The sequence below is a fragment of the Kordia periserrulae genome, assembly GCF_003054265.1.
Classification (GTDB): domain Bacteria; phylum Bacteroidota; class Bacteroidia; order Flavobacteriales; family Flavobacteriaceae; genus Kordia; species Kordia periserrulae.
The window spans coordinates 23,695-48,125 of the sequence record NZ_QBKT01000011.1; the positions used below are offsets into that span (position 1 = coordinate 23,695).

The 24,431-nt window shown below is 35.1% G+C and carries 25 protein-coding genes; 10 read left to right on the plus strand and 15 right to left on the minus strand.

What is annotated here, in order from left to right:
• Positions 1–96 precede the first annotated feature (96 nt).
• Positions 97–477 (minus strand): VOC family protein, encoded by a 381-nt coding sequence (locus tag C8N46_RS17910; RefSeq protein WP_108116485.1) that lies wholly within the window; start codon positions 475–477, stop codon positions 97–99.
• Positions 478–920: 443 nt separating this feature from the next.
• Between C8N46_RS17910 and C8N46_RS17920 the strand changes: the two genes are divergently transcribed.
• The 3 genes from C8N46_RS17920 to C8N46_RS17930 all read left to right on the plus strand — a co-directional run bounded on the left by C8N46_RS17920 (position 921) and on the right by C8N46_RS17930 (position 2,379).
• Positions 921–1,223: a hypothetical protein gene (locus tag C8N46_RS17920; protein WP_108116487.1), complete on the plus strand. Its 303-nt coding sequence runs from the start codon at positions 921–923 to the stop codon at positions 1,221–1,223.
• A 50-nt stretch (positions 1,224–1,273) separates the two neighbouring features.
• Positions 1,274–1,684 carry a hypothetical protein gene (locus C8N46_RS17925; RefSeq protein WP_108116488.1) on the plus strand — a complete coding sequence of 137 codons (411 nt, stop codon included), beginning with the start codon at positions 1,274–1,276 and terminating at the stop codon, positions 1,682–1,684.
• A 149-nt stretch (positions 1,685–1,833) separates the two neighbouring features.
• Entirely contained in the window at positions 1,834–2,379 is a 546-nt protein-coding gene (locus C8N46_RS17930; RefSeq protein WP_108116489.1) for a hypothetical protein, read from the plus strand.
• Between the two features lie 105 nt (positions 2,380–2,484).
• Here the strand turns inward: C8N46_RS17930 and C8N46_RS17935 are convergent, their stop codons facing one another.
• From C8N46_RS17935 to C8N46_RS17950, 4 genes are all read right to left on the minus strand, one after another.
• Complete coding sequence (locus C8N46_RS17935; RefSeq protein WP_108116490.1) at positions 2,485–3,447, minus strand: NAD(P)H-dependent flavin oxidoreductase; 963 nt, start codon at positions 3,445–3,447, stop codon at positions 2,485–2,487.
• Positions 3,448–3,451: 4 nt separating this feature from the next.
• Positions 3,452–5,074, minus strand: coding sequence for a S8 family serine peptidase (locus C8N46_RS17940; RefSeq protein ID WP_108116491.1), 1,623 nt, complete (start codon positions 5,072–5,074; stop codon positions 3,452–3,454).
• Between the two features lie 108 nt (positions 5,075–5,182).
• Positions 5,183–6,370, minus strand: coding sequence for a tRNA 2-thiouridine(34) synthase MnmA (mnmA, locus tag C8N46_RS17945; protein WP_108116492.1), 1,188 nt, complete (start codon positions 6,368–6,370; stop codon positions 5,183–5,185).
• Positions 6,371–6,539: 169 nt separating this feature from the next.
• On the minus strand, positions 6,540–7,697 hold the full coding sequence (locus C8N46_RS17950; RefSeq protein ID WP_108116493.1) for a carboxypeptidase-like regulatory domain-containing protein: 1,158 nt from the start codon (positions 7,695–7,697) through the stop codon (positions 6,540–6,542).
• Between the two features lie 293 nt (positions 7,698–7,990).
• On the opposite strand from C8N46_RS17950, the gene C8N46_RS17955 reads away from it, so the two are divergent.
• From C8N46_RS17955 to C8N46_RS17985, 7 genes are read left to right on the plus strand one after another with little or no spacing between them, the layout of a single operon-like run.
• Positions 7,991–8,332, plus strand: a complete 342-nt coding sequence (locus C8N46_RS17955; RefSeq protein WP_108116494.1) for a hypothetical protein — start codon at positions 7,991–7,993, stop codon at positions 8,330–8,332.
• Positions 8,329–9,429: a glycoside hydrolase family 3 protein gene (locus tag C8N46_RS17960; RefSeq protein ID WP_108116495.1), complete on the plus strand. Its 1,101-nt coding sequence runs from the start codon at positions 8,329–8,331 to the stop codon at positions 9,427–9,429. The genes C8N46_RS17955 and C8N46_RS17960 overlap by 4 nt, the downstream gene beginning before the upstream one ends.
• A gap of 7 nt (positions 9,430–9,436) precedes the next feature.
• Positions 9,437–10,387 carry an SDR family NAD(P)-dependent oxidoreductase gene (locus C8N46_RS17965; protein ID WP_108116496.1) on the plus strand — a complete coding sequence of 317 codons (951 nt, stop codon included), beginning with the start codon at positions 9,437–9,439 and terminating at the stop codon, positions 10,385–10,387.
• Positions 10,384–11,073: a nucleotidyltransferase family protein gene (locus C8N46_RS17970; RefSeq protein ID WP_245896951.1), complete on the plus strand. Its 690-nt coding sequence runs from the start codon at positions 10,384–10,386 to the stop codon at positions 11,071–11,073. Before C8N46_RS17965 ends, C8N46_RS17970 begins: the two co-directional genes overlap by 4 nt.
• 35 nt (positions 11,074–11,108) lie before the next feature.
• A complete protein-coding gene (locus C8N46_RS17975; protein ID WP_108116498.1) occupies positions 11,109–11,351 on the plus strand; it encodes an acyl carrier protein in 243 nt (80 codons plus the stop codon).
• Positions 11,352–12,455, plus strand: a complete 1,104-nt coding sequence (locus tag C8N46_RS17980; RefSeq protein WP_108116499.1) for a hypothetical protein — start codon at positions 11,352–11,354, stop codon at positions 12,453–12,455.
• The gene (locus C8N46_RS17985) at positions 12,439–13,614 is read left to right on the plus strand and encodes a radical SAM/SPASM domain-containing protein (protein WP_108116500.1); all 1,176 of its coding nucleotides are present in this window, start codon (positions 12,439–12,441) and stop codon (positions 13,612–13,614) included. The genes C8N46_RS17980 and C8N46_RS17985 overlap by 17 nt, the downstream gene beginning before the upstream one ends.
• Positions 13,615–13,908: 294 nt before the next feature.
• On the opposite strand, the gene C8N46_RS17990 is transcribed toward C8N46_RS17985, so the two are convergent.
• From C8N46_RS17990 to C8N46_RS18035, 10 genes are all read right to left on the minus strand, one after another.
• A complete protein-coding gene (locus C8N46_RS17990) occupies positions 13,909–15,354 on the minus strand; it encodes a T9SS type A sorting domain-containing protein (RefSeq protein WP_108116501.1) in 1,446 nt (481 codons plus the stop codon).
• A 102-nt stretch (positions 15,355–15,456) separates the two neighbouring features.
• Positions 15,457–17,064, minus strand: coding sequence for a tetratricopeptide repeat protein (locus C8N46_RS17995; protein WP_108116502.1), 1,608 nt, complete (start codon positions 17,062–17,064; stop codon positions 15,457–15,459).
• Between the two features lie 518 nt (positions 17,065–17,582).
• Positions 17,583–18,614 (minus strand): ligand-binding sensor domain-containing protein, encoded by a 1,032-nt coding sequence (locus tag C8N46_RS18000; RefSeq protein WP_108116503.1) that lies wholly within the window; start codon positions 18,612–18,614, stop codon positions 17,583–17,585.
• A 420-nt stretch (positions 18,615–19,034) separates the two neighbouring features.
• Complete coding sequence (locus C8N46_RS18005; RefSeq protein ID WP_108116504.1) at positions 19,035–20,120, minus strand: hypothetical protein; 1,086 nt, start codon at positions 20,118–20,120, stop codon at positions 19,035–19,037.
• Between the two features lie 212 nt (positions 20,121–20,332).
• Positions 20,333–20,599, minus strand: coding sequence for a hypothetical protein (locus tag C8N46_RS18010; RefSeq protein WP_245896953.1), 267 nt, complete (start codon positions 20,597–20,599; stop codon positions 20,333–20,335).
• Positions 20,600–20,650: 51 nt separating this feature from the next.
• On the minus strand, positions 20,651–21,061 hold the full coding sequence (locus C8N46_RS18015; protein WP_108116505.1) for a hypothetical protein: 411 nt from the start codon (positions 21,059–21,061) through the stop codon (positions 20,651–20,653).
• A gap of 186 nt (positions 21,062–21,247) precedes the next feature.
• The gene (locus C8N46_RS18020) at positions 21,248–21,598 is read right to left on the minus strand and encodes a hypothetical protein (RefSeq protein ID WP_108116506.1); all 351 of its coding nucleotides are present in this window, start codon (positions 21,596–21,598) and stop codon (positions 21,248–21,250) included.
• Positions 21,599–21,737: 139 nt separating this feature from the next.
• Entirely contained in the window at positions 21,738–22,112 is a 375-nt protein-coding gene (locus C8N46_RS18025; protein ID WP_146169875.1) for a hypothetical protein, read from the minus strand.
• A gap of 145 nt (positions 22,113–22,257) precedes the next feature.
• Complete coding sequence (locus C8N46_RS18030) at positions 22,258–22,896, minus strand: hypothetical protein (RefSeq protein WP_108116508.1); 639 nt, start codon at positions 22,894–22,896, stop codon at positions 22,258–22,260.
• A 34-nt stretch (positions 22,897–22,930) separates the two neighbouring features.
• The gene (locus C8N46_RS18035) at positions 22,931–24,385 is read right to left on the minus strand and encodes an ATP-binding protein (RefSeq protein WP_108116509.1); all 1,455 of its coding nucleotides are present in this window, start codon (positions 24,383–24,385) and stop codon (positions 22,931–22,933) included.
• Between the last annotated feature and the right edge of the window lie 46 nt (positions 24,386–24,431).

The following is a 24,431-nucleotide window of genomic DNA, read 5'->3' on the forward strand; positions in this document are numbered from 1 at the left end:
TATCATCGCTGTACTTTTGTGTGTACGCTTAGGCATTCGATTGATTCAAAAGTATCCCAAGTCTGAAGACTGAAGACCAAAAACTGAAAGCTGAAATTACAAATCCTCATAAAACGTTAAGCCGTTCCTATCCAAATCGTAAAACGCAAATTCTTTGGTTTGCCACGCAGTTTCTCGTAGTTGTGTCCGCTCGTGAAAAACGCCTTTGGTTTTGTATTCGTTAAAAAGTGCTTCGGTATCAGCAATGACAAAACGCAAAATTGGTCTGTCAATTCCGTATTGCCACTCGGAAGCATCGTGCCATTGCAGGTGAATTTCCACATTATCACGTCGTACACCAGCATATCGAGGTGCTTTCGTGTCATCGGCAAAAGCCAACGAAAATCCTAAGTTGTGGACGTAAAATCCGATAGCTGCCGTCACATCTTTGACTGCCAATACAGGATGCACTTGCATGAATTGTTCAGCTGTTTTCATACGTAATTTTTAAACTACTTAAAGATAGGTTTTTTCAATAAGATTTCTTTGTATGTCGTAAAAAGGTATCTTCACTACATAATATTCTAATGAATTACAGCGAATTCAACTGCGTTTGAATCTATTCGGAATTACTGACGGTAATTCATAGTTGCAAACCAACACAAGCGAACTTGTTACTTAAATGCTACTCTACTTAGAAGAAAGCAACATACTTATTAAAGCCACTAAGGGCAAAAAGGAAATCAATGTACATTCAAGTATTCAAAAATATAAAACTCGTTGGATAACTTTGACTTTGAATAAGAATAGTGTAATTTTAAAAATAACTAAATTTTTAATGAAAATAAAGGTTTGGTTATAGTAGAAATAACAGGAATTCCTGTTATGCATACGTTGGCATTCATTGCACAACTCACTCAAAATTAGAAAACTGAAATAATATGACAAAAAAAATAGTTACCGAAAAAGAAATCTTAGACGCGAATAAAAATATTATTGAAAAGTTTAAGAATATGCCATTTTATGAATTGGACTGCTTGCTTTCGATAATGGAAGAAAAGGATAATGAATTTAGAGAAGAAATTGACTTTAAATTATATTCAAACTCAATAGACGAATTAGACATTATAACTCTTAACGATTATAAAGAACAAAAGTTTCAAAAAAGGTCATTCATAAACGGAATTAAAAATCTTAAATATTCAGAGTCATTTAAAGATTTCACTACCATTAAAAATAGTTAATCAAATTTTCCGAATTACTCACTTAATCGGAATTGAAAATATCCATAATAATGACAAAAGAAGACTTAAATAAATTATCGCAAGAGATTGATGAAATTTCGAACAACTTTGAAGATAAACCTTGGACAGATAATGTGAAATTATTGAAAGAAGATTTTGATATTAATTCAATCAACACACCAAGTCAATATTTGAAAACACTTGACGAATTGGAAGAAGTTCTTCGTGAAACTCGACTTTTATTTTTATACTCTGTTTTGAATATAGTATGTAAAGAATCTGGGAAAAATTATAATTTTGATAATCCATTTCAAGCAAGTATGAAATATACAGCTGTTATGAAAAAAGAAGGAAGCTTTTACCTTTTGGATGAAGATGGAGATTACGGAGAAATATTTACGAGCGAAAAATTTATGCGTTTTATAGATGACCAATATTGGGAACTCTATGAACAAAAATAAACAACGAAATGCCAACAACGTGTATAATTAATTGCTTTGGCAAGTGCTTATTTGGAAAATTCCTTCGGAATTTTATCGCGTTCGTTTTTGTTTACTAAATTAGTTGCTTAACCACGCAACTAACCATACACAAAACCGTTGTACGCAATTTGAGAAAAGCAATCTACATATTAATCGGAGTAATAATTTTCGTGTCTTGTCAAGACAAACAAAAAGCGGAAAAAGAAAAACCTGTGTCTGAATTTGACTTGATTGCTGATTTGTCCAACTTCCGACAAAAAATGACTGAATTGGACACTCTGACAATTTCGTTTGACCATTCTGTTTGTACTTATCAAGGTTATGAACAAATCGAAATAACAAAACAATCAGACTCAATTCATATTGTTAGTAATTTTATAGAACTGACTTTTGAGGAAAACCCAAAATGGGAAAGGATTTACGATGTGAAAATATCCAAGAACGATACAATCTGGAAATTTGAGCAGTTTCTAAAACGAAATGAAAAGCGGAAAAATGCTGACCAAAACAAACGTGGAATTTTAATGCTAACGGATAAAAAAGATACCATAAGATATTCGACAGATGGACTTGTGGACCTGAACCGATTTTTAGCCGACTATTACGAGACAATGAAAAAGATATATCCAGAAAACAAAAATGGAATTTATGGAGTTGAGATTGTGGAAGAATAAAAAACTGCGTACAACAATGGTAACCGTTGCACAACCCAATAATTCTACAAAAAACAAGGCATTCTTAGCACTTTTAAGAATGCCTTTATTCTAAAATATCAAAACCTACGTTGAACGAAGCGATTCCACAAACGCTACACGTTCTTGAAATTCCGAAATCATATCCGCTACAACTGTTGCTGCGGGTTTGATATCGTGAATCAAGGCAGAAACTTGTCCAATTTCCAATTCGCCTTCTACCAAATCGCCTTCAAACATGCCGCGTTTCGCACGCGCTCTTCCCAATAAGGTTTTGAGTTCTTCTACGGTTGGTCCTGTTTGGTACAAGTCCTCAATATCTTGGTAAAATTTATTTTTTAACAATCGTACAGGCGCCAATTCTTTCAGCATCAATTTGGTACTTCCTTCTTTGGCTTCCACGACTTGTTTTTTGAATTCGATATGTGAAGAAGCTTCCTCTGTAGCCACAAAACGACTTCCGACTTGTACACCATCCGCTCCTAACACCATTGCTGCCAACATGGCTTTTCCACTGCCAATTCCTCCCGCAGCAATCAATGGAATTTCCAATTGTTCTTTCACACTCGGAATTAAAGTGAGCGTGGTTGTTTCTTCACGTCCGTTATGTCCGCCCGCTTCAAAACCTTCGGCAACCACCGCATGTACGCCAGCTTCTTGCGATTTTAACGCGAATTTAGAACTGCTCACCACATGTGTCACCGTAATACCGTTTTCTTTTAAAAATGGCGTCCACGTTTTCGGATTTCCCGCAGAGGTAAACACAATTTTCACACCTTCTTCCACAATAATATCCATAATCTCCTCAATATTCGGATACAACATCGGAACATTTACACCAAACGGTTTATCAGTCGCTTTTTTACACTTTTGAATATGTTCGCGCAACACATCTGGATACATAGAACCCGCGCCTAGCAAGCCCAATCCGCCAGCATTACTGACCGCAGAAGCCAATCGCCAGCCACTTGCCCAAATCATGCCACCTTGAATTATTGGGTATTGTATGTTGTATAATTGTGTGATTTTATTGTGTTCGAATAGTGCCATTCGCTTAGTGTTTTATGATTTTTTTAGTGATGATTTCTCCGTCTGCTTCAATACGCAACACATACATTCCAGCCGAAAACTGACTTACATCTACACGTTGAAAAGAGCTATTTGTTGTGTAGTTTGCCATCGTTTTTCCAAGCATATTCGCTATTGTAATTTTTGTATTTTGAATCGTTTCTGGAAGTGTCACTGTTAAGATCGCTTTCGCGGGATTTGGATAAATTTGAATTTTTTCTGTGGCAAGAGATGTATCGTTTGACAAGGTCTGAAATGCGGCTTCAAAGTCAGGAATTCCATGTCCCAATTGAATGGTAGGATTACTGTAGATGGAGCCAGTTTCACGAACAATTTGCATCAACTCCAAATTTGTTTTATTAGGAAACGCTTGCACCATGCACGCCATAGCACCTGCCATAATTGGCGATGAAAACGAAGTTCCGTTAGACGTTGCAATACCGCCACCTGAAGTAATGACATACACGCCTGCTCCTTGCGCTACTACATCAGGTTTTACAGGCACATTCGGCGTTCTTCCACGAGAACTAAACGACGCATAGTTTCCACTAGCATTTACAGCTCCAATCGTAAACACGTTGCCGTCGGCTGGTGCAGTCAAAATTCCCCAAGTACCATCATTGCCTTCGTTTCCAGCTGAATTTACTACTAGTATTCCTTTTTCCACAGCTATGTTTGCGCCTTTAGTAATAAACGTTGTATTTCCGTCCATATCTGCTGTGGTGTAATCGTAACGACTTTCGTCAAAACGACTGTAACCTAATGAGGTATTTACCACATCTACGCCCAAACTATCGGCGCGTTCGGCAGCTTCTACCCAATACGATTCTTCCAAAGGTGTTTCACTAGCTACATCTTCGGTTCTGAATAGATAATAGCTAGCATCTGGTGCTGTTCCTACAAATTGTCCATCCACATATCCTGCCATGTCTGACAGCACATTGGTTCCGTGACTATTTCCTGTATAGGCATAAATGTTTGCCGTTCTATCCACAAAATCATATCCATCGAGCAAATCGCCATTATCGCGTAATCGCTGAAAAGCAGTCATGGTGTTGACGTTTGGAAAACCGCTGTCCATCACGGCTATCGTAACGCCTTCGCCTGTATAATCTAGTTCGTGGAGTTTGTGTACATTAATCATTTGGTTTTGATTGCCGCTATTTCCGTAATTAAACATCACAAGCGTTTCAAATTTTTCTTCCGTACGTGTGTTGTTTGCTTCCGCAGAAGACCTACTTGAGGTGTTTAAGGAGCGATCAGCATAGAAAATTTCACTCACAAACGATAGATTTAACAGATTGTCAATATCCGTTTGCGTTCCCAGCACATGCACACAATTGAACCATTTCGATTTTGCTTTTACCGTAATTCCTGTTTGCATTTTTACTTGCGCAATGTACGATTCGTTTACAGGTACATCACGTTCATCAATTGCAACGCCATGATTGTTTTTACGAGTAACCGCTTTTTGCGTCAAAATCGTAGTTGGATTTGCCAACGCCGTTGCCACATTCGGCTTGTCCGTAAAATATACCCAAGCGTGTTGTGTTTGTGCAGTTGCGAATTGGAAAATACATAAAGCAGCTATAATGATTATATTTTTCATTTAAAATTCAAAATTCAGCATTTAACATTTTAGTTTTGTTGTTCGTTTTTTGTTGTTCGTTGTTTGAAGTTTCAAAGTTGTTCGAGTTCAACTTCAACTTCAAGTTCATCAAGAAATCACTCCCGAACCAATCAATTCATCACCTATATACCATGCTACAAATTGCCCTTCGGTGATGGCGCTTTGCGGTTGTTCGAAATCTACATACGCGCCACCTTCAATTTTGTACACTATCGCTTTTTGTAACGGTTGACGGTAGCGAATACGCGCCATGACTTCCATGGACTCGTCGGGTTGTAAGGCTAAATCTTCGCGAACCCAGTGCAATTCGTCATCCGACACAAATAAGGTGCGACGATACAATCCTGGATGCGATTTTCCTTGTCCGGTGTAAATGATATTTTCTTCTACATCTGTTTCAATAACAAATAAAGGTTCTGCCGTTCCGCCGACTGCTAAACCTTTTCGTTGTCCTTTGGTGAAATAATGCGCTCCTTGATGCTTTCCTACTACTTTTCCATCTGCTTTGGAATAGGTATATTTTTGCGCTCTAAACGCCAATTCTTCTTCTTTACTAGCAAATGTAGGTACTTCTTTTTGGTATTTTTCTTCGCTATTTGGCACTTCTACAATGACACCTTCTTTGGGTTGTAGTTGTTGTTGTAAGAAATCGGGCAATTTTACTTTTCCGATAAAACACAATCCTTGCGAATCTTTCTTTTCTGCGGTGATTAAGTCTGCTTTCGCTGCAATTTCGCGCACTTCAGGCTTGGTCAATTCGCCAATTGGAAATAATGCTTTAGAGAGTTGTTCTTGCGAAAGCTGACATAAAAAGTACGATTGGTCTTTGTTGCCATCGACACCTGCTAGTAATTTGTGAATGGTTTTTCCGTCTTTTTCAATGGTTTCTTTACGGCAGTAATGCCCTGTTGCTACATAATCTGCTCCTAAATCGAGAGCGATTTTTAGAAATACATCAAATTTAATTTCTCTATTGCACAACACATCCGGATTTGGCGTACGTCCTTTTTCGTATTCGTTGAACATATAATCAACGATACGTTCTTTGTATTGTTCGCTTAAATCGACCGTTTGAAATGGGATTCCCAGTTTATCTGCCACAATCATAGCGTCGTTACTGTCTTCTAGCCACGGACATTCGTTGGAAATGGTGACAGAATCATCGTGCCAATTCTTCATAAACAATCCAATAACTTCGTAACCTTGCTCTTTTAACAGATAGGCTGTTACGCTTGAATCAACTCCACCAGAAAGTCCTACTATTACTCGTTTCATGTTTATCCTTTCACTTTATATTGCATAAGACGTACTTAATGCATTTTGCTGACAAAGATACTATCTTTTTCGTGTTTTTCTGAGTGCCTTCGCGCCAAGCAATTTTTCATGTAAAAAAAGCCTGAATGGAAAGAACATTCAGGCTTTTTGGTATATTACATTTCTAAAATTACAATGCAGACAATTCAAATACTAAATATTCCAACAATCTGTCTACTGTACTAAAGTCGTCGTCGTGATTTTCCGTATGAAATGAAGAATAAAATACACCGCCGTCGCCTACTAGAAATGTAAACGCTAAGTCTTTATTTTCTGTAACTTCTGCTCCCGAAGCATCTCGGTATGTTACAGGTCCGTTAAACCAACTGATAACGTTGGCATCATTGGCACTCTCAACTACTTGCCAACTATTGAGAAATTCGTCTAACAGAATGGTATCGTCATTACTTACTGTAATTCCGAAATTAACCTGCAACCAAGCGATAAGGTCTGGATCAAAAATAGTCGCTTCTGTTTCTGTAGAAATACCGCTTCTAATTGGATTTAAAAAATCAATATATTGCTGTCCGTCGCCTGTAATTCCCTGTAAGTAAACAGAAGCCCAATCGGTTGCGTATAAGATTCCACCGTTGCTAACATATTGTGTTAGATTATCATTGAATTGTGTAAAGTTTTCACGCAATCCGCAGTTTAAAAAAATGATATCATATTCAGCTAACATTGTTGGAGACGCGATTAAATCAGAGAAACTAAAATCTACATTTGGCTGCAAATTTGTGTTGTTTTTTGATATGCTAGTGTTTTTTCCATGTCCGCGTGCATGCGTATGTCCTTTTTCAAATATTCCTTGTCCCGAAGCTCTTCCTAAAGTAGTTCCATTAATGATATCAAACAATGGTTCTTGCGTAAACGGATTTACCAAACCAATATCATACAACACCGATTCAATATGATCAAAACTTCCAGTAACGACTGCGATTCTAGGAAAGCTTTCAATAGGTATATCGGGAATATCAAGGTTTTCATCTTCGGTAATGGCAACTGTTCTTTCAGCGCTAAATAACCCTTTTTGAAGTGAAATTGTGTATTCACCTGCTGTTAAATTTGACAACGTAAAAGTTCCGTCCGTTGCGGATACAGTTTCAGAAATTACCGTGCCTTGCCTACTTGCGGTAATCAATCCGTTGACGATTGGATCTGTATTATTGGGCGCGAGGAATTTTCCTGAAATACTGCTTTGCGCGAATGGTGCTGGATCGTTGCCTTCATCACAAGAAAAGAAAAGCGTGACTGTAAGTGCAATGGCGATTATTTTTTGAATTTTCATGTCGTTTTTGGTTAGATGGTTTCTATTATAGATGCACGTTTTGTGATTTGGTTGCGTGAGAATGCCTTTTTAATCCTCTCATTTAAAGATTTTTACAAAAAGACTTCATTTATTAAACAACCAAAATTGTAAATTTCCCCTATTCCGACACACATTTGTACGACAATTCGTTTTATTTACTTTATTGAATCCCCAAGCTATTATTCTTTTTATTTCATCAATTTTACCGTATATTCGATTCAAAACAAGAATACATCCTTCGTAGATTACAACGTATATATTCCATCACATTCATGAAAACCATTATCCCGATTGATGCTGTAGAAGAAACACTGAGAGCTAAATTTGAAAAAGTTTTCCGCATGCGTGTTCCCTTTAAAGACGCGGTGTACCAGAGCAATGAAGAGGTGGAACGTGAATATTTTAAAACAGGTGGCATATTTTATGTGAAGTATCGAATATATTATACCGTTAATGACGAAGAATGCTTGACGGATCGAATTATTTTATTTTTCCATAAGAATGGAGAGTTGGCATACTGCTTTTTCTATGACAATTTTGTGGTGGAACAATATCACAAATTCGACCAAGATGGCGACAAAACAATTGAAGCAATTAAAAAAAGTAATACATGAAAATATATACAGGAATTATTGCAATCGCGTTCCTTTTGATGGGAAACCTTGCCTTTTCTCAAGTTCAACAAGTAGATAGTTTGGAGATTAAGATTGGGCAAATGATTATGTTAGGCATTGGAAAAGACACTGAAATCCTTCCTGACAATAAAATTTTAGCTGATATTCAAGCGCAAAAATTGGGTGGTATTTTACTCTATGAGAAGAATATTGCCAAAGAAAATTCTGTTGAAAAACTGAAAAAACTCATTGCTATACTGAAAAAAGATGCCGAATTGCCACTCTTAGTAAGTATTGATGAAGAAGGCGGACTTGTAAATCGCTTAAAGCAAAAATACGGTTTCCCAAAAACTGTTTCTGCTAAATACCTTGGCGATACCAACGATATTGATTCTACCAAATATTACAGTGATATCATTGCGCACAACTTATTATCGCTTGGAATTAATGTAAATTATGCGCCAGTGTTGGACGTGCATAATGCTGATAATCCTCCAATTGGAAAAAATGAACGTGCTTTTTCTGAAAATCCGCAAGAGATTATTGAACATGCGCGACAAGTGATTTCGAGTCATCGATATTTTAATGTAAAAACGGTGGTAAAGCATTTTCCTGGACATGGAAATTCGCGTCAAGATTCGCATTATAATGTTACCGATGTAAGCAACTATTGGAAACCGCAAGAAGTATTTCCGTATGTAAAATTGATGTATGAAGGCAATGTGGATGCAATTATGACGGCACATATTGTAAATGATAAATTGGACGATTCTAAACTTCCTGCGACACTTTCCAAAAAGATCATGACCGATTATTTACGCGGCGATTTGGGTTACACAGGCGTTATTTTCTCAGATGACATGCAGATGAAAGCGATTGCGGATCAATTTGGTTTTGAAAAATCCATTCAAATGGCGATTCACGCAGGTGTGGATGTCTTGATGTTTTCCAATCACATTCCGATGAAAGGTCGCGATATGATTTTACCACAAGACATTATTGACATTGTAAAAAAGATGGTGAAAGACGGTGAAATTTCAGAAAAACGCATCGACGAATCGTATCAAAGAATCCTAAAATTCAAGGCAAGCTTGTAATTCATTCATGAAAAAAATACTCATCACTGGCGGAACAGGTTTTTTAGGTCGTGCATTAGCACGGAAGTTTCAAGCAGATTATCATGTGATTGCTTGCGGACGGAATAATTACCTCAACGAACGTGTTCGAAAAGTCGTGGGTTGCGAAGTCGTTCCGTTAGATATTACCAATATGGACGCGGTACGAGAAACCTTCTCGCTTGTAAAACCAGATATTATTATTCACGCAGCAGCGACAAAATATGTACATCTTGCCGAACAATTTCCGAATGAGTGTTTAGATATCAACATCAAAGGTTCGCAAAACATTGCACGCGCAGCTATTGAACATAAGGTAGCAACCGTTATTGGAATTTCAACCGACAAAGCCAGTGTCAAAAACAATTCGTTTTACGGACTTTCCAAACGCGTGATGGAAAAGTTATTTGTGTTGATGAATAACGAAGCTTCGACAAAATTTGCCTGCGTTCGGTTTGGAAACATCGCGTGGTCCACAGGTTCAGTTTTTCCGATTTGGCAAAAAATGCTCAAAGAAAACAACAACCTGATTGAAACCACAGGCGCGCACATGCGTCGATTTATCTTTAGTTTGGATGATGCGGTGCGATTGGTGGAAAATTGCTTGATTCATATTGATAAAACACAAGGAAACATTCTCTGTCCGCAAATGAAAACGGTATTGATGCAAGATGCGCTCGATTGTTTTATAGAACGCTTCGGCGGAAGCTATCAAAAGATTCCTGCCAGAGCAGGCGAAAGTGTAGATGAAGTCATGATTGATCCGTATGAAGTTCCGTTTACGTCAAGTATCAAACTGAACGACGAATCATTTTATCTAATTCACAAACAACGTGTAGAGAATGCTATTAAAGAATCGGTCTCTACCGACAATCAACCGTCTTTGGAAAAAGAAGCATTGCTGCGATTATTAACCTTTGAAAGCGACGCGATATTTTGATTAAACATGCCTTAATACTAGCCGCAGGACGAGGTTTGCGCATGATGCCGCTTACAAGTACGACTTCAAAAGCCATGATTCAATTCAACAATGCGATGCTGATTGGAAATTCGCTCAAACAACTCGTGCAAAGCGACTTGAAAACCATCAGCATTACGGTTGGCTATAAAGGAGCCGAACTTGCCGAATACGCCATCAAAGAAGGTGTACACAACATTTTTAATACCAACGGAAAAGGCAATGCGTGGTGGTTGTATCACACCTTACTCAAACAATTGGACGAACCGCTTTTAGTCTTGACCTGCGATAATATTGTAGAAATTGATTTCGACTGGATTTTTCAACAATACCAACAACTGAATTCACCTGCATGTATGTTAGTGCCTGTGCAGCCTGTGGAAGGAATTGAAGGTGATTTTATTCAACATCACAATGGAAAAATTACAAAACTCAGCAGAACGGAAATTACGCCAATTTACGGTTCTGGTATTCAAATTCTCAATCCGAAAAAAATAAACAAAACAACCAACGCTGTAGAAAATTTTTATGAAGTCTGGCAGCAACTCATCGCTAAAGAGCTGCTATATGCTTCGGAAACCTACACAAAACCTTGGTTTTCTATCAATACAGAAGTGCAATTGCGTAGTGCAGAAAAACTCTATAAAGCGCTTAAAAACGAATCGTAACGCAATTCATTTCAGCCAACGAAAATAGTAACCTCATGAAAGAAAAAATAGCAACTATTCTTACCGAAATTCTCGACGAAACCATTACGCCAGCAGACATTCAAGACGATACCAATTTGACCAGCGACTTAGGAATGACGTCTTTAAACATGATGTATTTTATTCTGGAAATAGAAAATGTATTTGGCGTGGAAGTAGATTTGGAAGAAGTAGATTTGGAAACATTTTTTGTGTACAAAACCGTCAAAGCCTATATTGAACGAGAGCAAGCAGACTAAATGAACGCACCCAAAGCGCATAGCATCAACATCCTTACATCCATCATTGGTTATGGCATTTATTTTCCTGCGCTGATGGTGTATGAGCGACTCAAAGCGCTACAGTACAACGTGCATATTTACAGTATAGAATGCTATTTTAACGAACAAGCAACTGCGGAATTTGAGCAAACTAAAAAAGCATTTCAAAAAGATGTGCGTTTGGCGCAAATTGCCTCACGAATTCCTGTTAAATACACCAAAAAACTAAGTGACGAGAAAACGAAAGCGTTGTTTACGGAGTGGGAATCGCATGAAACAACACATTTTTTATGCTTTTCAGGATTGTGGTTGGATACTTTGCAATCGTACAAACAACAGCATCCAACCTGTGTTATTGATATGTGTCGTGTAGATTCCGCCGTTTCTGCGACTTGGGAAGCCTTGAAACGACATGACAACCTGATTGCAAACGATGTGTCTTTTTTTAATGCAGACACAAACGACATCAAGTATGTATTGAACATTCCTGAAATACAACCACTTCCCTATTCGGAACGCGAGAACGAAGTTGCCATGCACGGCGGCGGTTGGGATTTGGGCGATTTTACTCAAATGACCAATCATTTTACAAACGACTATCATGTGAATTTGATTGTGAATGCCTCGCAAGAACTTTCTAAAGAAAATATAACGTTGTATGCCAATCAGCCCAATTGGAATCCGTTGTATGATGAGGGTTTTCCGCCTTTCGGGAAGATTCAAAACGATTCTGAAATCATCACGAAAAACTACGAGAAACATCCAGGGATTTTAACCGTATTACTCAAAAGCAAAGCGATTGTCAGCAAACCTGGCGGCATGACGTTGATGGATTCGCTGATGACAGAAACACCACTGCTCTTTTTACAATCTATCGGGAAAAACGAACAATACAATCAGCAACTTTGGGAAACCTTGCAGTTAGGAATTTCGCTTGAAAAGTGGTTAGAAAGCACTCAAAAAGACCTACTTTTACAAGAAATGCAGTCGAATCTTTTGGAAATCAAGGCAAAAACACCTTGTTTTATCACAACGTACACAAACATCATCGCAAATTTACACACGGATGCAACCAAAAAGTAACAAACCATATACTAAAAAAGCACTGCAACGCTTTAAGGAAAAAATCGATTTCACGCGTAAAACGTATGCTGAGCGCATGAAAAATCCGAGTTATGCGACTGAAGTGCCGAACGAAATTGGTTTGAAACTGACCAATCGTTGCGACTTGCGTTGTACACATTGTTTTCAGTGGAATGATATTGGTTTTCATCGTGAGTTGGACAAAAAAGAAGTGAAAGTGCAAGGCGATTTGGATATTGACATCGTGAAGAAACTTCTTGAAGAAACGCACAAACAACAATCGCACATCTATTTGTGGGGCGGCGAACCGATGATTTATGCGTATTGGAATGAATTGGTAGAATTACTTGCCAATGATCCGCGCGATACCGTGGTGTGTACCAATGGATTGTCCATCAAACGGAAAATAGATTCCTTAGTAAAGATTTCTGAAAAACTGACGACGTTGGTGAGTGTAGAAGGTTTGGAAGCGCAGCACGACAAACTTCGCGGAAAAGGAACCTTTCAAAAAATCATGAATAATGTCGATTATTTGATTGATTTGCAGCAACAAGGCGTGTACAAAGGTCATATTTCGATTGCTGCCGTGTTTAGCAACGAGTTGATTCCGCATGTATACGAATGTTGCGAATATTTTGAAGCCAAAGGCATTGATACCTTGTATTTTAACTTCCCGTGGTATATTCCTGAAGAGGAAGCGAAGAAAATGACCGATTATTACAACGAACAGTTTGCTTGGTTGGAACGACCGCGCATTCGCAAGCGCACGTGGGAATCGTTTGATTTTCACATAGATATTAATTTGTTGGATGATTTACTCGCGCAAATTCATCGTATTTTAGATAAAACATGGAACATTCGCATTCGTTTTCAACCCGATTTGGAGTTGCATGAAATTGAAGCGTATCTTCGGGGAAAATCAAAAGCACCTTCGTGTAAATCCACATGTTTAGGAATTTCCAATCGTATGGACGTGATGCCTTCGGGCAATGTCGTTTCCTGCAAAAAGTTTACCGAGTTTAAGATGGGGAATTTATACGAAAACGACTTAAAAGATGTTTGGCATGGCGACACCTTTACCAAATTCCGCGAAACGCATAACAACGAATTGATGCCCATTTGTTCGAAGTGCGAGATTTTGTTTTCGAATGGGATGTGATGGTTTTAATTGGAATTATTGAATTGTACAAATTGCTGGTATTGTGGCAACTATTGTCCAATCAGTGATTTTTGAATAGGTTCATTTTATTTTAGTTTTGTCTCTCAAAATTGTAATTCATACAGCATCTTTAGTTAATCTTAATTATAGAAACTATTAGCTTTTAGCTGTTTTTATACAATCGGAAATCTTTTATATGGCCTATTATTTTCAATCAATACTAATCGTATTTTGCAATGCTCAATTTTTATCCATATTTACTACAATGATTTGCGAAAATGAAAAATAGTAAATCTATTTTTTTATGAGCTTAATGCTTTTCGTTTTAGTGTCCGAAACAAGTTTTAGTATATACATACCATCGCTTATATTCCTTAAATCAATTGTAAAATTCTTTTGATTGGTAATTATTTGATGTTTCACAAGTTTACCATTAATTGACACTATGTTATACCATTGAATGTTTTGTTTGCTTTCAACATATACAAAACTGCTTGAAGGGTTTGGAAAAACGTTTAATTTGAGTTCTTGATCAACATCACCAATACTTAATGAGTTGTTTTCAAAAACTGTTGCTCTACCGGCTCCATTGAGTCCACCAACTAAATTTGAAAAGTCTCCTATGATTGTTCGACTTCCTGAATTATTCATACCTACTGCAGTTCCAAATTGACCTGCTCCTGCAACGCTAATTCTATCCAGTTCTACCCAGTCTGTTCCTTGAAATTCGTGAATTTTAGCAAAGTTACCCAATACAGATCCTGAAATAATAATATCTCCAGTATTATTGATATCATTCACATCTCCGAAAAAGTCACCTCCCTGCTCACCAATTAGGTTGCTTCCTTTTTGCATCCAATTAGAACCATTCCACTCAAAAATTTTCACATAACCCCGCGACATATTAAAAACATTATCTCGAGCTCCTACTACTATTGTAGTGCCGTTATCGTTTATGGCAACACCAGCTCCAAAAAAATCATCTTCCTCATCTCCAATTAAATCTGTTCCTTTTTGCACCCAGTTTGTGCCATTCCATTCAAAAACTATAGCCCTACCTATATCTGTTGATGGGCTATCGTGATTGACAGCTCCTGCAATTAGAGTCATTCCGTCAGCACTCAGGCTAATTGATCTTCCAAACGCATCACCAGCTATGCCAGTACTAATATCAATACCTAGTTGACTCCAAGCAATTCCGTTCCATTGGAATACACGAATGTAACTAGCAGTTATGAATGGCTCTGCTGCAACAGCGACAATGCTTCCATCTGCACTCAAGCTTATCTCAGTTCCGTACGAATCATTTGGAGTGTCACCTAGCAAATCTGAACCACGTTGCACCCAATCAGTACCATTAAATTCATAAACCCTCATGTATCCCGAAGTAGCAGGGTTGGTTAAAAAACCAGGAGCGCCAATGGCAACGACAGTACCATTATCACTAAGCTCCTGCGTTAATCCAAATTTGTCACCAGAATTAATACCATTTATAGGGTTGCCTTTCGGCGTCCAATTAGCACCTTGCAATTCATACACTTGTACTTGCCCTGTATTATTCCCAGTTGAATTAGTCTTATTTGGTACTCCGACTGAAATGATTTGCCCAGTACCATTTATACTTACCGATTGTCCTAAGTTACCTGATGATTGTGTGCCTTCAATATGGTTGCCTAACTGCGTCCACTGTGCAAAACATAAAACAGGGAATAAAAATAAAATTGAAATAGTTTTTTTCATAACGGTATATACATTTAGATTCTTTTGATATCAAAAATCTAAATTTATATTGCAAATTGCTTCACGCGTAGTTGTGAAAAAGTGTATTTTTTTGCTTTTTTTCTAGGGATTTCTAGAAATTTTAATGGCTTCTCTAATCAACTCTGTTTTTTTGTATTTCGAGTCTTTTATATCAAAGTAAAGGTACATTCGTCTTAATGCAGAACCAATTCCATGAACACTCATAAAGGCTTTTTCTGCAATTTCTTTATTTGTAACGACTGGATTATTTAATAGAATATTTAAAATGTTCCAATCGGTTTCGTTAAGCTTTTGCGCAATGGCATTTTCAATTTTTGTTTTATTCAATTCGAATCGTTTTGAATTTCCAATCACTGTTGAGCTTTCGATATTTTTTAATCTATTTATTTCTTGAAGTAACTCTTCTCTTTTTTCTTTATTCTTTCGCTGAGTTCTATTAAAATAAAATAAGATACCTGCTATTAAAAGAATAGCGCAGAAAATGATGTAAAAAGTATTTTTCAATTGTCTTAGCTTTAGATTGGCTTGCGCTTTTTCACTCTCTAATTTATTTTCATACAATTTTAAATCAAATTCATTTTTAACGGCTTCTCTTATAACGGCGAAATTATTTTTTTCTAATTGAATGCTATCTTTGTATAGAATAAATTGCTCGAACATTTCTAACGATTTTTTTGTATTGTTTTCATCCTTGTAACAATTGTACAATAGTTCGAACACTTGCGCTCTTAACTCAATGCTAGAATTTGAATCTAATTTAGCTAATACCGCTTCTGCTTTTTGAATTGCTTCTTTCACTCGATTTTTTTTAAAAGCCAATCGTGCAAAAATTAATTCACCATGAAGAATATCTGTATGTAGTTCTTCACTCAGCATCATGTTCTTTTTTGCATAGCTAGTAGCTTTTTCATAGTTACCCAAATTGATATGGATATTTGCCAATGCTCTATTACCGTTAAGTGCAAAAAATTTATCTTTGGTTTGTTCTACTATTTTTAATGCTTTTTCATAATTTTTTCGAGCTTCTTCAAATTGATTTTTTTTAAAGTTTGCCCAACCGATGTTTAAATAAATGACTGCTATTCTTCGATCTTCAATAGCGGTATTTTCAGAAATGGAAAGAGCTTTTTGGTAATATTCTAATGCAGCCTCATAATTTTGAATGATAAGAAAAACACTTCCTAAACTGGTTAACATGTGTGATTCTCCTTTCTTGTTATGAGTTTCTTGATAAATCTTCAAAGAGTTTGAAAAATGTTGAGTTGCTTGTTTATAGTCTTTATTTTGAATATGTACATTCCCTATATTGCCCAAAATGATTGCTTTCAATTCTAAATCAGATAGCTGATTTGCAATACTTTCAGCTGCTTTGTAATAGCTCATCGCTATATCCGATTCCCCTTTTAACCTGTAAATATTTCCTCTGTTATTTGCCACATGAAATAATTCTTCGGTTGCATTTTTTTCTTTTGCTAAATCGTAATAATAGTCTAATACAATAAGGGTGGAGTCGGGTTGCGCTTGATTATTTAGTTTGAAGTATTTAGCTAAGGCTTTGAATCGGATAGAATCAGCATTTTTAGTATTTTCCCAAATTGTTTTTAATTCTTTTGTACTGGTTTGACCAACAAGAATAGTTGATGAAATTAAAAAAAGAAATACTATTGTAATAACACTTTTTTGAGACATCTTTTTTTCTTAAATACCTTATATAATTACTTGGTGAGATTTGCAATAATACAGCTTTAATACTTCCTTGTAAAATTTCGGTAGATTTTACTTGTCATATTTACCACAACGTGTTTATATATGACTTGTTGCGTATTTGAAGCACCCTAATTTAGCAAATAAAAACAGAATAGAAAATCCGCGCGGATTTTTGTAAGTAAGCTAGAACTAGCAATAAATTTTATTCGGTGTGCCTCTTGCACAAGTCTAAGATATTGAACACTTATTTCTTAGTGTTTGTAAATTAAAATTCATCGCGAAAACTGCAAAAAGTGGTGCTAAATTGCTAGGTTTTATCTTTTTCAAAATAAAGTCACTATATGGCAACTGTAGCAGAATTTTAAGCGATGTAAATTATAGAATAATAGGAAAACTCAAAAGAAAGGCACTCTTAAAAGTGCTAAGAGTGCCTTATTTTTTTTTGTAGAATTATTGGGCTGTGCAACGGTTACCATTGTTGGTGGTAGTTACTTTATTCTTTAAGTTCCTGTGTAATATTTAACAGTTTTACCATTGTATAACCAAATTCCATCTCCACCACCTATCCATATATTTCCTTTTTTATCCTCCATGATTCCAAAAAACATTTTTTCCGATTTAAAAATATCTATCACATCAAAATCCTTATTATTTATTGTGTTTCCTTCAATATGCTTGAGTATCGAAGCTCCTCCATTAAGCATTCCTGTATACCAAAAATCACGCTTCGAATCCTCATAAATTTTCCAAACATCTTGTTTTTTATAAATAAAGGTCTCATTACTATATTTCCAAAGACCACTACTATCAACTAACCATACATTATTTGATTTATCCTCAATGATTGACCAAACATTGAAAAATGATTTACCCTCATTATTCTTTAATTCAGAAAATGTATGTCCGTTGTAAAGTCCTGCATTTCCTCTTGTCCCAAACCAAATATTTCCTTTATTGTCCTCAAGAATTGTGTTAATGTCATTGTGAGGTAATCCGTCTTTGATTGTAAAATTCCTAAACTTGATTCCGTCATATTTGCTCAAACCTCCTTGCCCTCCTACCCAAATATTTCCGTCTTTGTCTTCATAAATGCACATATTTCTTAAATTGCCGAGTCCATCTTCTGTTGTAAAATTTTTAACAGTACCAGTTCTGGAATCAATCCGAAATACGCCTGATTGGTCGCTTGCTATCCAAATATTCTCTTTACTATCTTCTAAAACATCAAATGCATACCAACTTTTTAAACCTTGGGGTTTACTTAATAGACTAAATGAATCTCCATTGTATCGAATTATATCATCATAAGCTGCAATTAGCAAGTTTCCTTCATGATCCAATTTGATATTCCTTGTTATTCTTTTAGGTGCATTGGCGTCAAAAATAGTGTCAACTTTTGAAATTAGAGATAGCGATTTATCCGTATCAATTTCTAAATTAATCTTACTTTCCTTTCTATTCGTAGTATCCTTGTCTGTTTTGCAGGAAAGTGTAAAAATTAAGAGTAAGAATATGTATTTATATCGTGTCATTTTCAGTTTTTAATTACCGCCAACGTGTGTGTCTGATTTCGTTGCGTGTTTCAACAACTAATTTAGCAAATAAAAACAGAATAGAAAATCCGCGCGGATTTTTGTAAGTAGGCTATAACTAGCAATAAATATATTCGATGTGCCTCTTGCACAAGTCTAAGATATTGAATACTTATTTCTTAGGGTTTGTAAATTCAAATTCATCACAAAAACTGCAAAAAGTGGTGCTAAATCGCTTGCTTTTATCTTTTTCAAAATAAAGTCACTATATGGCAACTGTAGCAGAATTTTAAGCGGTGCAAATTTAGGATTCAATAGGAAAGTTCAAAAAAAGGCACTCTTAAAAGTGCTAAGAATGCCTTGTTTTTTTTTAGAATTTATTGGGTTGCGCGACGGTTACCATTGTTGACAGTAGTATTTTTATTCCATTCGTCTAAATTCAGTCGCTCCTTGTAAGGCTCCAATTGATTCAAATACTTCATCTTGGTCTTGTGTTTTGTTCCAACCCATCTTTGCCAATTCTGCCCTTACTTGGTCTTCTGTTTTTTCTTTTACGAAATGATAATAAGCGAAATCAACAACTTCCATTGGCACTCTTTTAAGTGAATAGGATATTAGGCTTGAAGACAGTCTTAAAACTCCAACAAAATAGGTAATTACTAATTGTAAAGTCCAACTTACTAATAAGCCAATCCAACCTGTGTTTAGTGACTTTATAGTTAATCCAGCTTCGAACCTTACTTGCATAAATTCCCAAAAACTAAAAGGTCTAAAGTTATTTTCGTTTAAGATTATTTGATATTGGAAATATTGATTTGATAGATATGTTATCAAAATCATTCCAATTAGTAGATAATGTAAGTGGTCATAAAAAGTGTAATTACTAACTTTTATAAGCTGTTTTAAAACAAATCCCATAACAATAGCCACTCCAACTTCAAAAAGACCAATTATATAAATCCCTTTCACTGATAGAAAAGCGACAACAAATCCAAGAATGAGTGCTGTTATTATTCCACCAACAATAGGAATCCACAATTTAGGCTCTTTTTGCTTTTTTGGTTGTGGTAAATTTTCGGGAATCTCATAATCATCCCAATTATTTGCTTTTTCCACTTCATTTTCTAATGCTGCTAAAGATTCTCTGTCAAATTCTTTCTCAGTTTGTTGAAATGCGTATTTAAAAAGTCGAACTCTCTTTGAATTACGTCCATTATCCCACATTTCATTTCCAAGTGATACACTCTTTACTTTAACTATACCAAAATCGTAGGTCACAGAGATTTTTTCAGTCCATCTGTTAAAGTCTCCTTGTCTTTTAGCTTCTGCCGAAACTTCGTCTTGAAAAACTAAATCCCATTCTAACTTTTCAAAAGTTTTTATTACGATTGGCACAAATACAGTTTTACTTAAATCAGTCCTAAATTCTTCTTCAAATTTTGGTGTCCAATTGAAGCTATGCTTTTTCTTAATTGTCGATTCGTATTTTTTTAGCTCTTCGGTCATTTTATATTACTGGTAACGGACTTGTGTTTGAAACATAGGGTGAAAAGGCGCTAACTTTTCGGTTTAACACAGAGCCGAATTTTTATACTTTGTTTTAAATTTTTCTCTTTTTAAAAGCCAAATTAAAAATTTGGCGAACTTTCTAAATATTCAATAACCTTTCGGTTTAGTAATTATTAGCAATGTTTTATACACCGTGTTGTAGTGCGTTTTTATTCAGATAACATTCTTTTATTCCCACAAGCTACACATAATTCAGCTTTTGGAGTTCTATATGGCTTTCCACAATTTTCACAATCAGGTCCAATTTGCCCAAGTGAATGATGCATTATAGCATTAGGTTCCGTTTCTCTAAATCCTGTCAAGTCACTATAATAATCTAATAATTCTTTAAATTGTTCTTGCCTGTCCTTCTTCAAAACTTTAAATCCCTTTGAGTAAAGTTTAGATGTAATAGTGTATTCTTCTTTATCAAGCATAGGAACATCCATTTTACATCTCCAGCAATATTTAATTTCCATTTTTTCCAATTATTTCATTATTCCATTCTCAAATATTGTTGATTTGTACCAATATTCAAATCCTTTTTGTTTTTCTTTGATTTCACTTAAATTTCGTTTTGATTTTAAAATTCCGACAAATTCTGAGTAATCATAGTCAGAAAAAACAAGAAATCCACCTTTTTCTGTAATTATAGATGAAACATTAATAAATTCCAATTTAGATTCTTCTATGTTTGGTAACAAGTCTTTATATCCAATTACAAAATGATTGTCAGGTCTTAAGCTTTTCTCCATTCCATATCTCATTTTATATGTGTTGTAAATTTGTTCTTTGTCGACTTTTCGATTACTATCTAAGCAATTAAAAGTAAGTTCAGTATTTTTCAAAGAAATACATTCAGAAACAAGTTCAAGTTGAAGTTTAGTTAAACTTAACATCTTAAAAAGTTTATCGAAATTTAATTGTTTATTCTTCATTTCTCAAATCCACTACAATGGTTTTGTGTATGATTAATGGCGTGTTTAATCACTAAAGTAGCAAATAAATTACAGATAGAAAGTCCGTGAGGACTTCCGTAAGTAGGCTATAACTAGCAATGGATTATACACATTGTTGTCTGTAGTTTACTCATCTTCATATACTATTTCACTTTGTTGATTATCTTCTCTCCAAAATACTTTTACAGTTCCATTAAAGTTGAATTGTATTTGTAAAAAACCAGCTGTTTCCATTCTCATATAATCCCAACCCCATAAATGACTGTCTCCATCATAATCGTGACTCCATAAATCGTGTCCAATATTTTTTAAACTTGTTATTATTATGTCCACTTGTTGCCAATATTTATCCCGATTAGTAAATGATTCCAACCTTTCAGTCAAATCAGCTTCAAGTAAAGTCAGTGTTAAATTGAGTTCCTCCTTCTCAAGATTTTCTAAAATTACTCTTTTGTATTTCTTATAATAACCACTCATTATGATTTTTGATTACACACAACAGTTCGTATAACCCTCAGTTACGGGTTTAAAATTACTGTTTTTTAAATTCTGAGTGGATTCAGACGTAGTCGAATCCGCCGTAATTGCGATTATACATTGTTGCAACTATACTTTTTTAATCATTTGCTAAAGTCATCCAACCAAGTATATGAAACTTGTCCAATTTTTTGTCATATTTTAGTCTGATTCCAATGTCTTTGTAATCAGTTGTGATTGTCAAAATTCCATCCGCTTTTCTATTACCGAATGGTTCTTCAAAGTCACCATTATTAATTCCATATTCAAATGCAGTTGCGTTTTTCTTTAATTCAATGATTTTCTTTTTCATTCCATTTCCGATTTTTACAATGTCCGAAACTTCAAATTCAGATTGCGAAAATTCCGTATGAGTGAGTTGTTTCCCGATTCCGATAATTCTCTTTTCGTCCAATTCAGCCTTTTGACAAGAAATCAGTAATAATAGTATCAGAATTTTAATTAAGCTATTCATTTTTCGGTATTGTTGCCAACGGTTTTAGCTATGGTTTCGTTGCGTAAAAATCCTCGCGGATTTTCCGCCGTAAACCGAAGATAGCAAATTTGCGAGGACTTTTCGAGAGGAAAGTCAGAAGCAATGAACTTATAGCCGGTGTTAACTAACGTTTTTTATTTAATTCATAAATTTCAATTCCGATGTTGTGGGTTTTTGATTTGTTGTCAACTGCTAATTCAGTTGTTATAACATTTAACATATCCTTTCCGTTTTCATCAAAAAATTGAATAAATCTTAATTCCGACATTATTCCGACTAATTGGTCACTTTCGTAATTCACAAGTTCAAATTCAATTTCGTTACTTTCTCTTGATTCGAACGTTTGGTAATAAGAACTGTCTCTTGATTTTTGAAAGATTGAAAGGTTCAAAGTTTTCTCTTTATTTACATTCTTTGGATTCGAGTCATAATCAGAATAGTATTTGAAAATTCCGCTGTAGGTATCTGGTTTTTCAGATTTAACAAGATTTAATTCGTAGAATCGGCTTTTGGTTGAGTCAATTTGTCCGTCAATCAAAGTTTTTATCTGATTGAACATTGTGTCTTTTTCTTTCGAAACATAAACTTCTACCTTTTCTTGAATATCATCTGGGTGTTCATTAGTAATCCAAAATCGGTCATATTTTTCGTTTTCAACTTTCTTTTCGGATTCAACTTCTTTTAATTCCGCTTTATCTTTTCTGTCTGCACAAGAACTAAGTCCAATTGCAAGAATTAATATTAGTATTTTGAAGTTTGTCATCAAATATTAGCTAACGTTCCGGCTATGACACGTTTTAATGCGTTATAGCCATTGTTAGGTTTAGTTTTTTTTCAATTGCATTTCTTCCAACGGTATAACAATAAAGACTAGAAGGAGTAAAATCATAAGTTAAACCATCATCGTCTTTTATTTCTTCAATGTCCAATGTAGTAACTAATGTTCTGTCAAGCTTATTTTTTTTACAAAATGATTTCAAATTTGATAATTTACTAAGACTCTTTACATACCTATTACTCCATTTTATTTCAACAGCCCACAAAGGTTTTTGTTTTTCAGCTGATAAACTTACTATATCAACTTCTCCGTTTTTCCAACGAGCATAATATGGTGTAAATCCTGTATTATGACCCCACTGAGAAAAAATAGCCGTTTCTACCATATTCCCTATAAAATCATCTGCCTTATCTATTGGAGCGAATAAAGCACTTCTTAATGATGGATTTGTAAGATATATTTTAAAGGACGTTGCTCTTTTAAATTTTTTTGAGTTTTGGTCAATTTTATTTATAACACGTATTAAAAAAGCTGCTTCTAAATATTCAATATATCTCTTAATAGTGTTTTTAGCCACTCCAGAACTGATTGATAATTGTTCATATGTAAATTCATTTCCAGAATTGTAGGCAATTGTCGTAAATAATGAATTTAATTCTTGAACATCTTTTATACCATATAAACTAGGTAAATCTCTCAATAAAACTTTATCAACAATATCATTTCTAATATACCTTCCTGGATTAGATTGAATTTCTTTTGAAAGTGAAACCTCTGGATAACCTCCATAGTTAATATAATCAATAAAATGACTATTGAACTCTTCAATATTATCTGTGTGGAAGTAATTTCCTATTAGTCCTTTCCATTCTTTTTCTTTTAATGAGACTAAGTGAGACAAACCTTTTAAGTCAATATATTCGTGGAATGTAAGAGGAGGAAGCATAAAATCTGTAAATCTCCCAGCGCCTGATTCATTACTTTTTAGCTTTAGAGCAGCGGCAGCGGATCCAGAAACAATAAACTTAATTTTGTGATACGAGTCAACAAGAGTTTTTAAATGAATTTCCCAATCTTTTAAATATTGTATTTCATCAAATATTATATAATGTTCTTCGGAAGGGTTTTGGTTAGTTACTTCTAAAAAACGATGAAGTAATTCTTCTAAAGATAGACCATTATAAATTGGGTTTTCAATAGAAAGGTAACATATTCTTTTTGGAGGGACTCTATTATTAATTAAATCCTGCACTAAATGAAAAAGCATTACCGTTTTACCTACTCGTCTAGGCCCCATTAAAACCACAGCTCTTTTAACACTTTTTTCATAAACAAGTGGAGAGAATAAATCAAAGTATAAACGTTTCTTCATTGATGAATAATAATCATCAATTTCTAATTTTTCCCACCAAGGATTTTCAAATTTTATTTTACTTATGATTTGTTCTTTAGAAAAAGAATGCAGGTTTTTCATTTAGATCAATTTAATAACTCTATTAGCAAAAATAAAAAAATAGAAT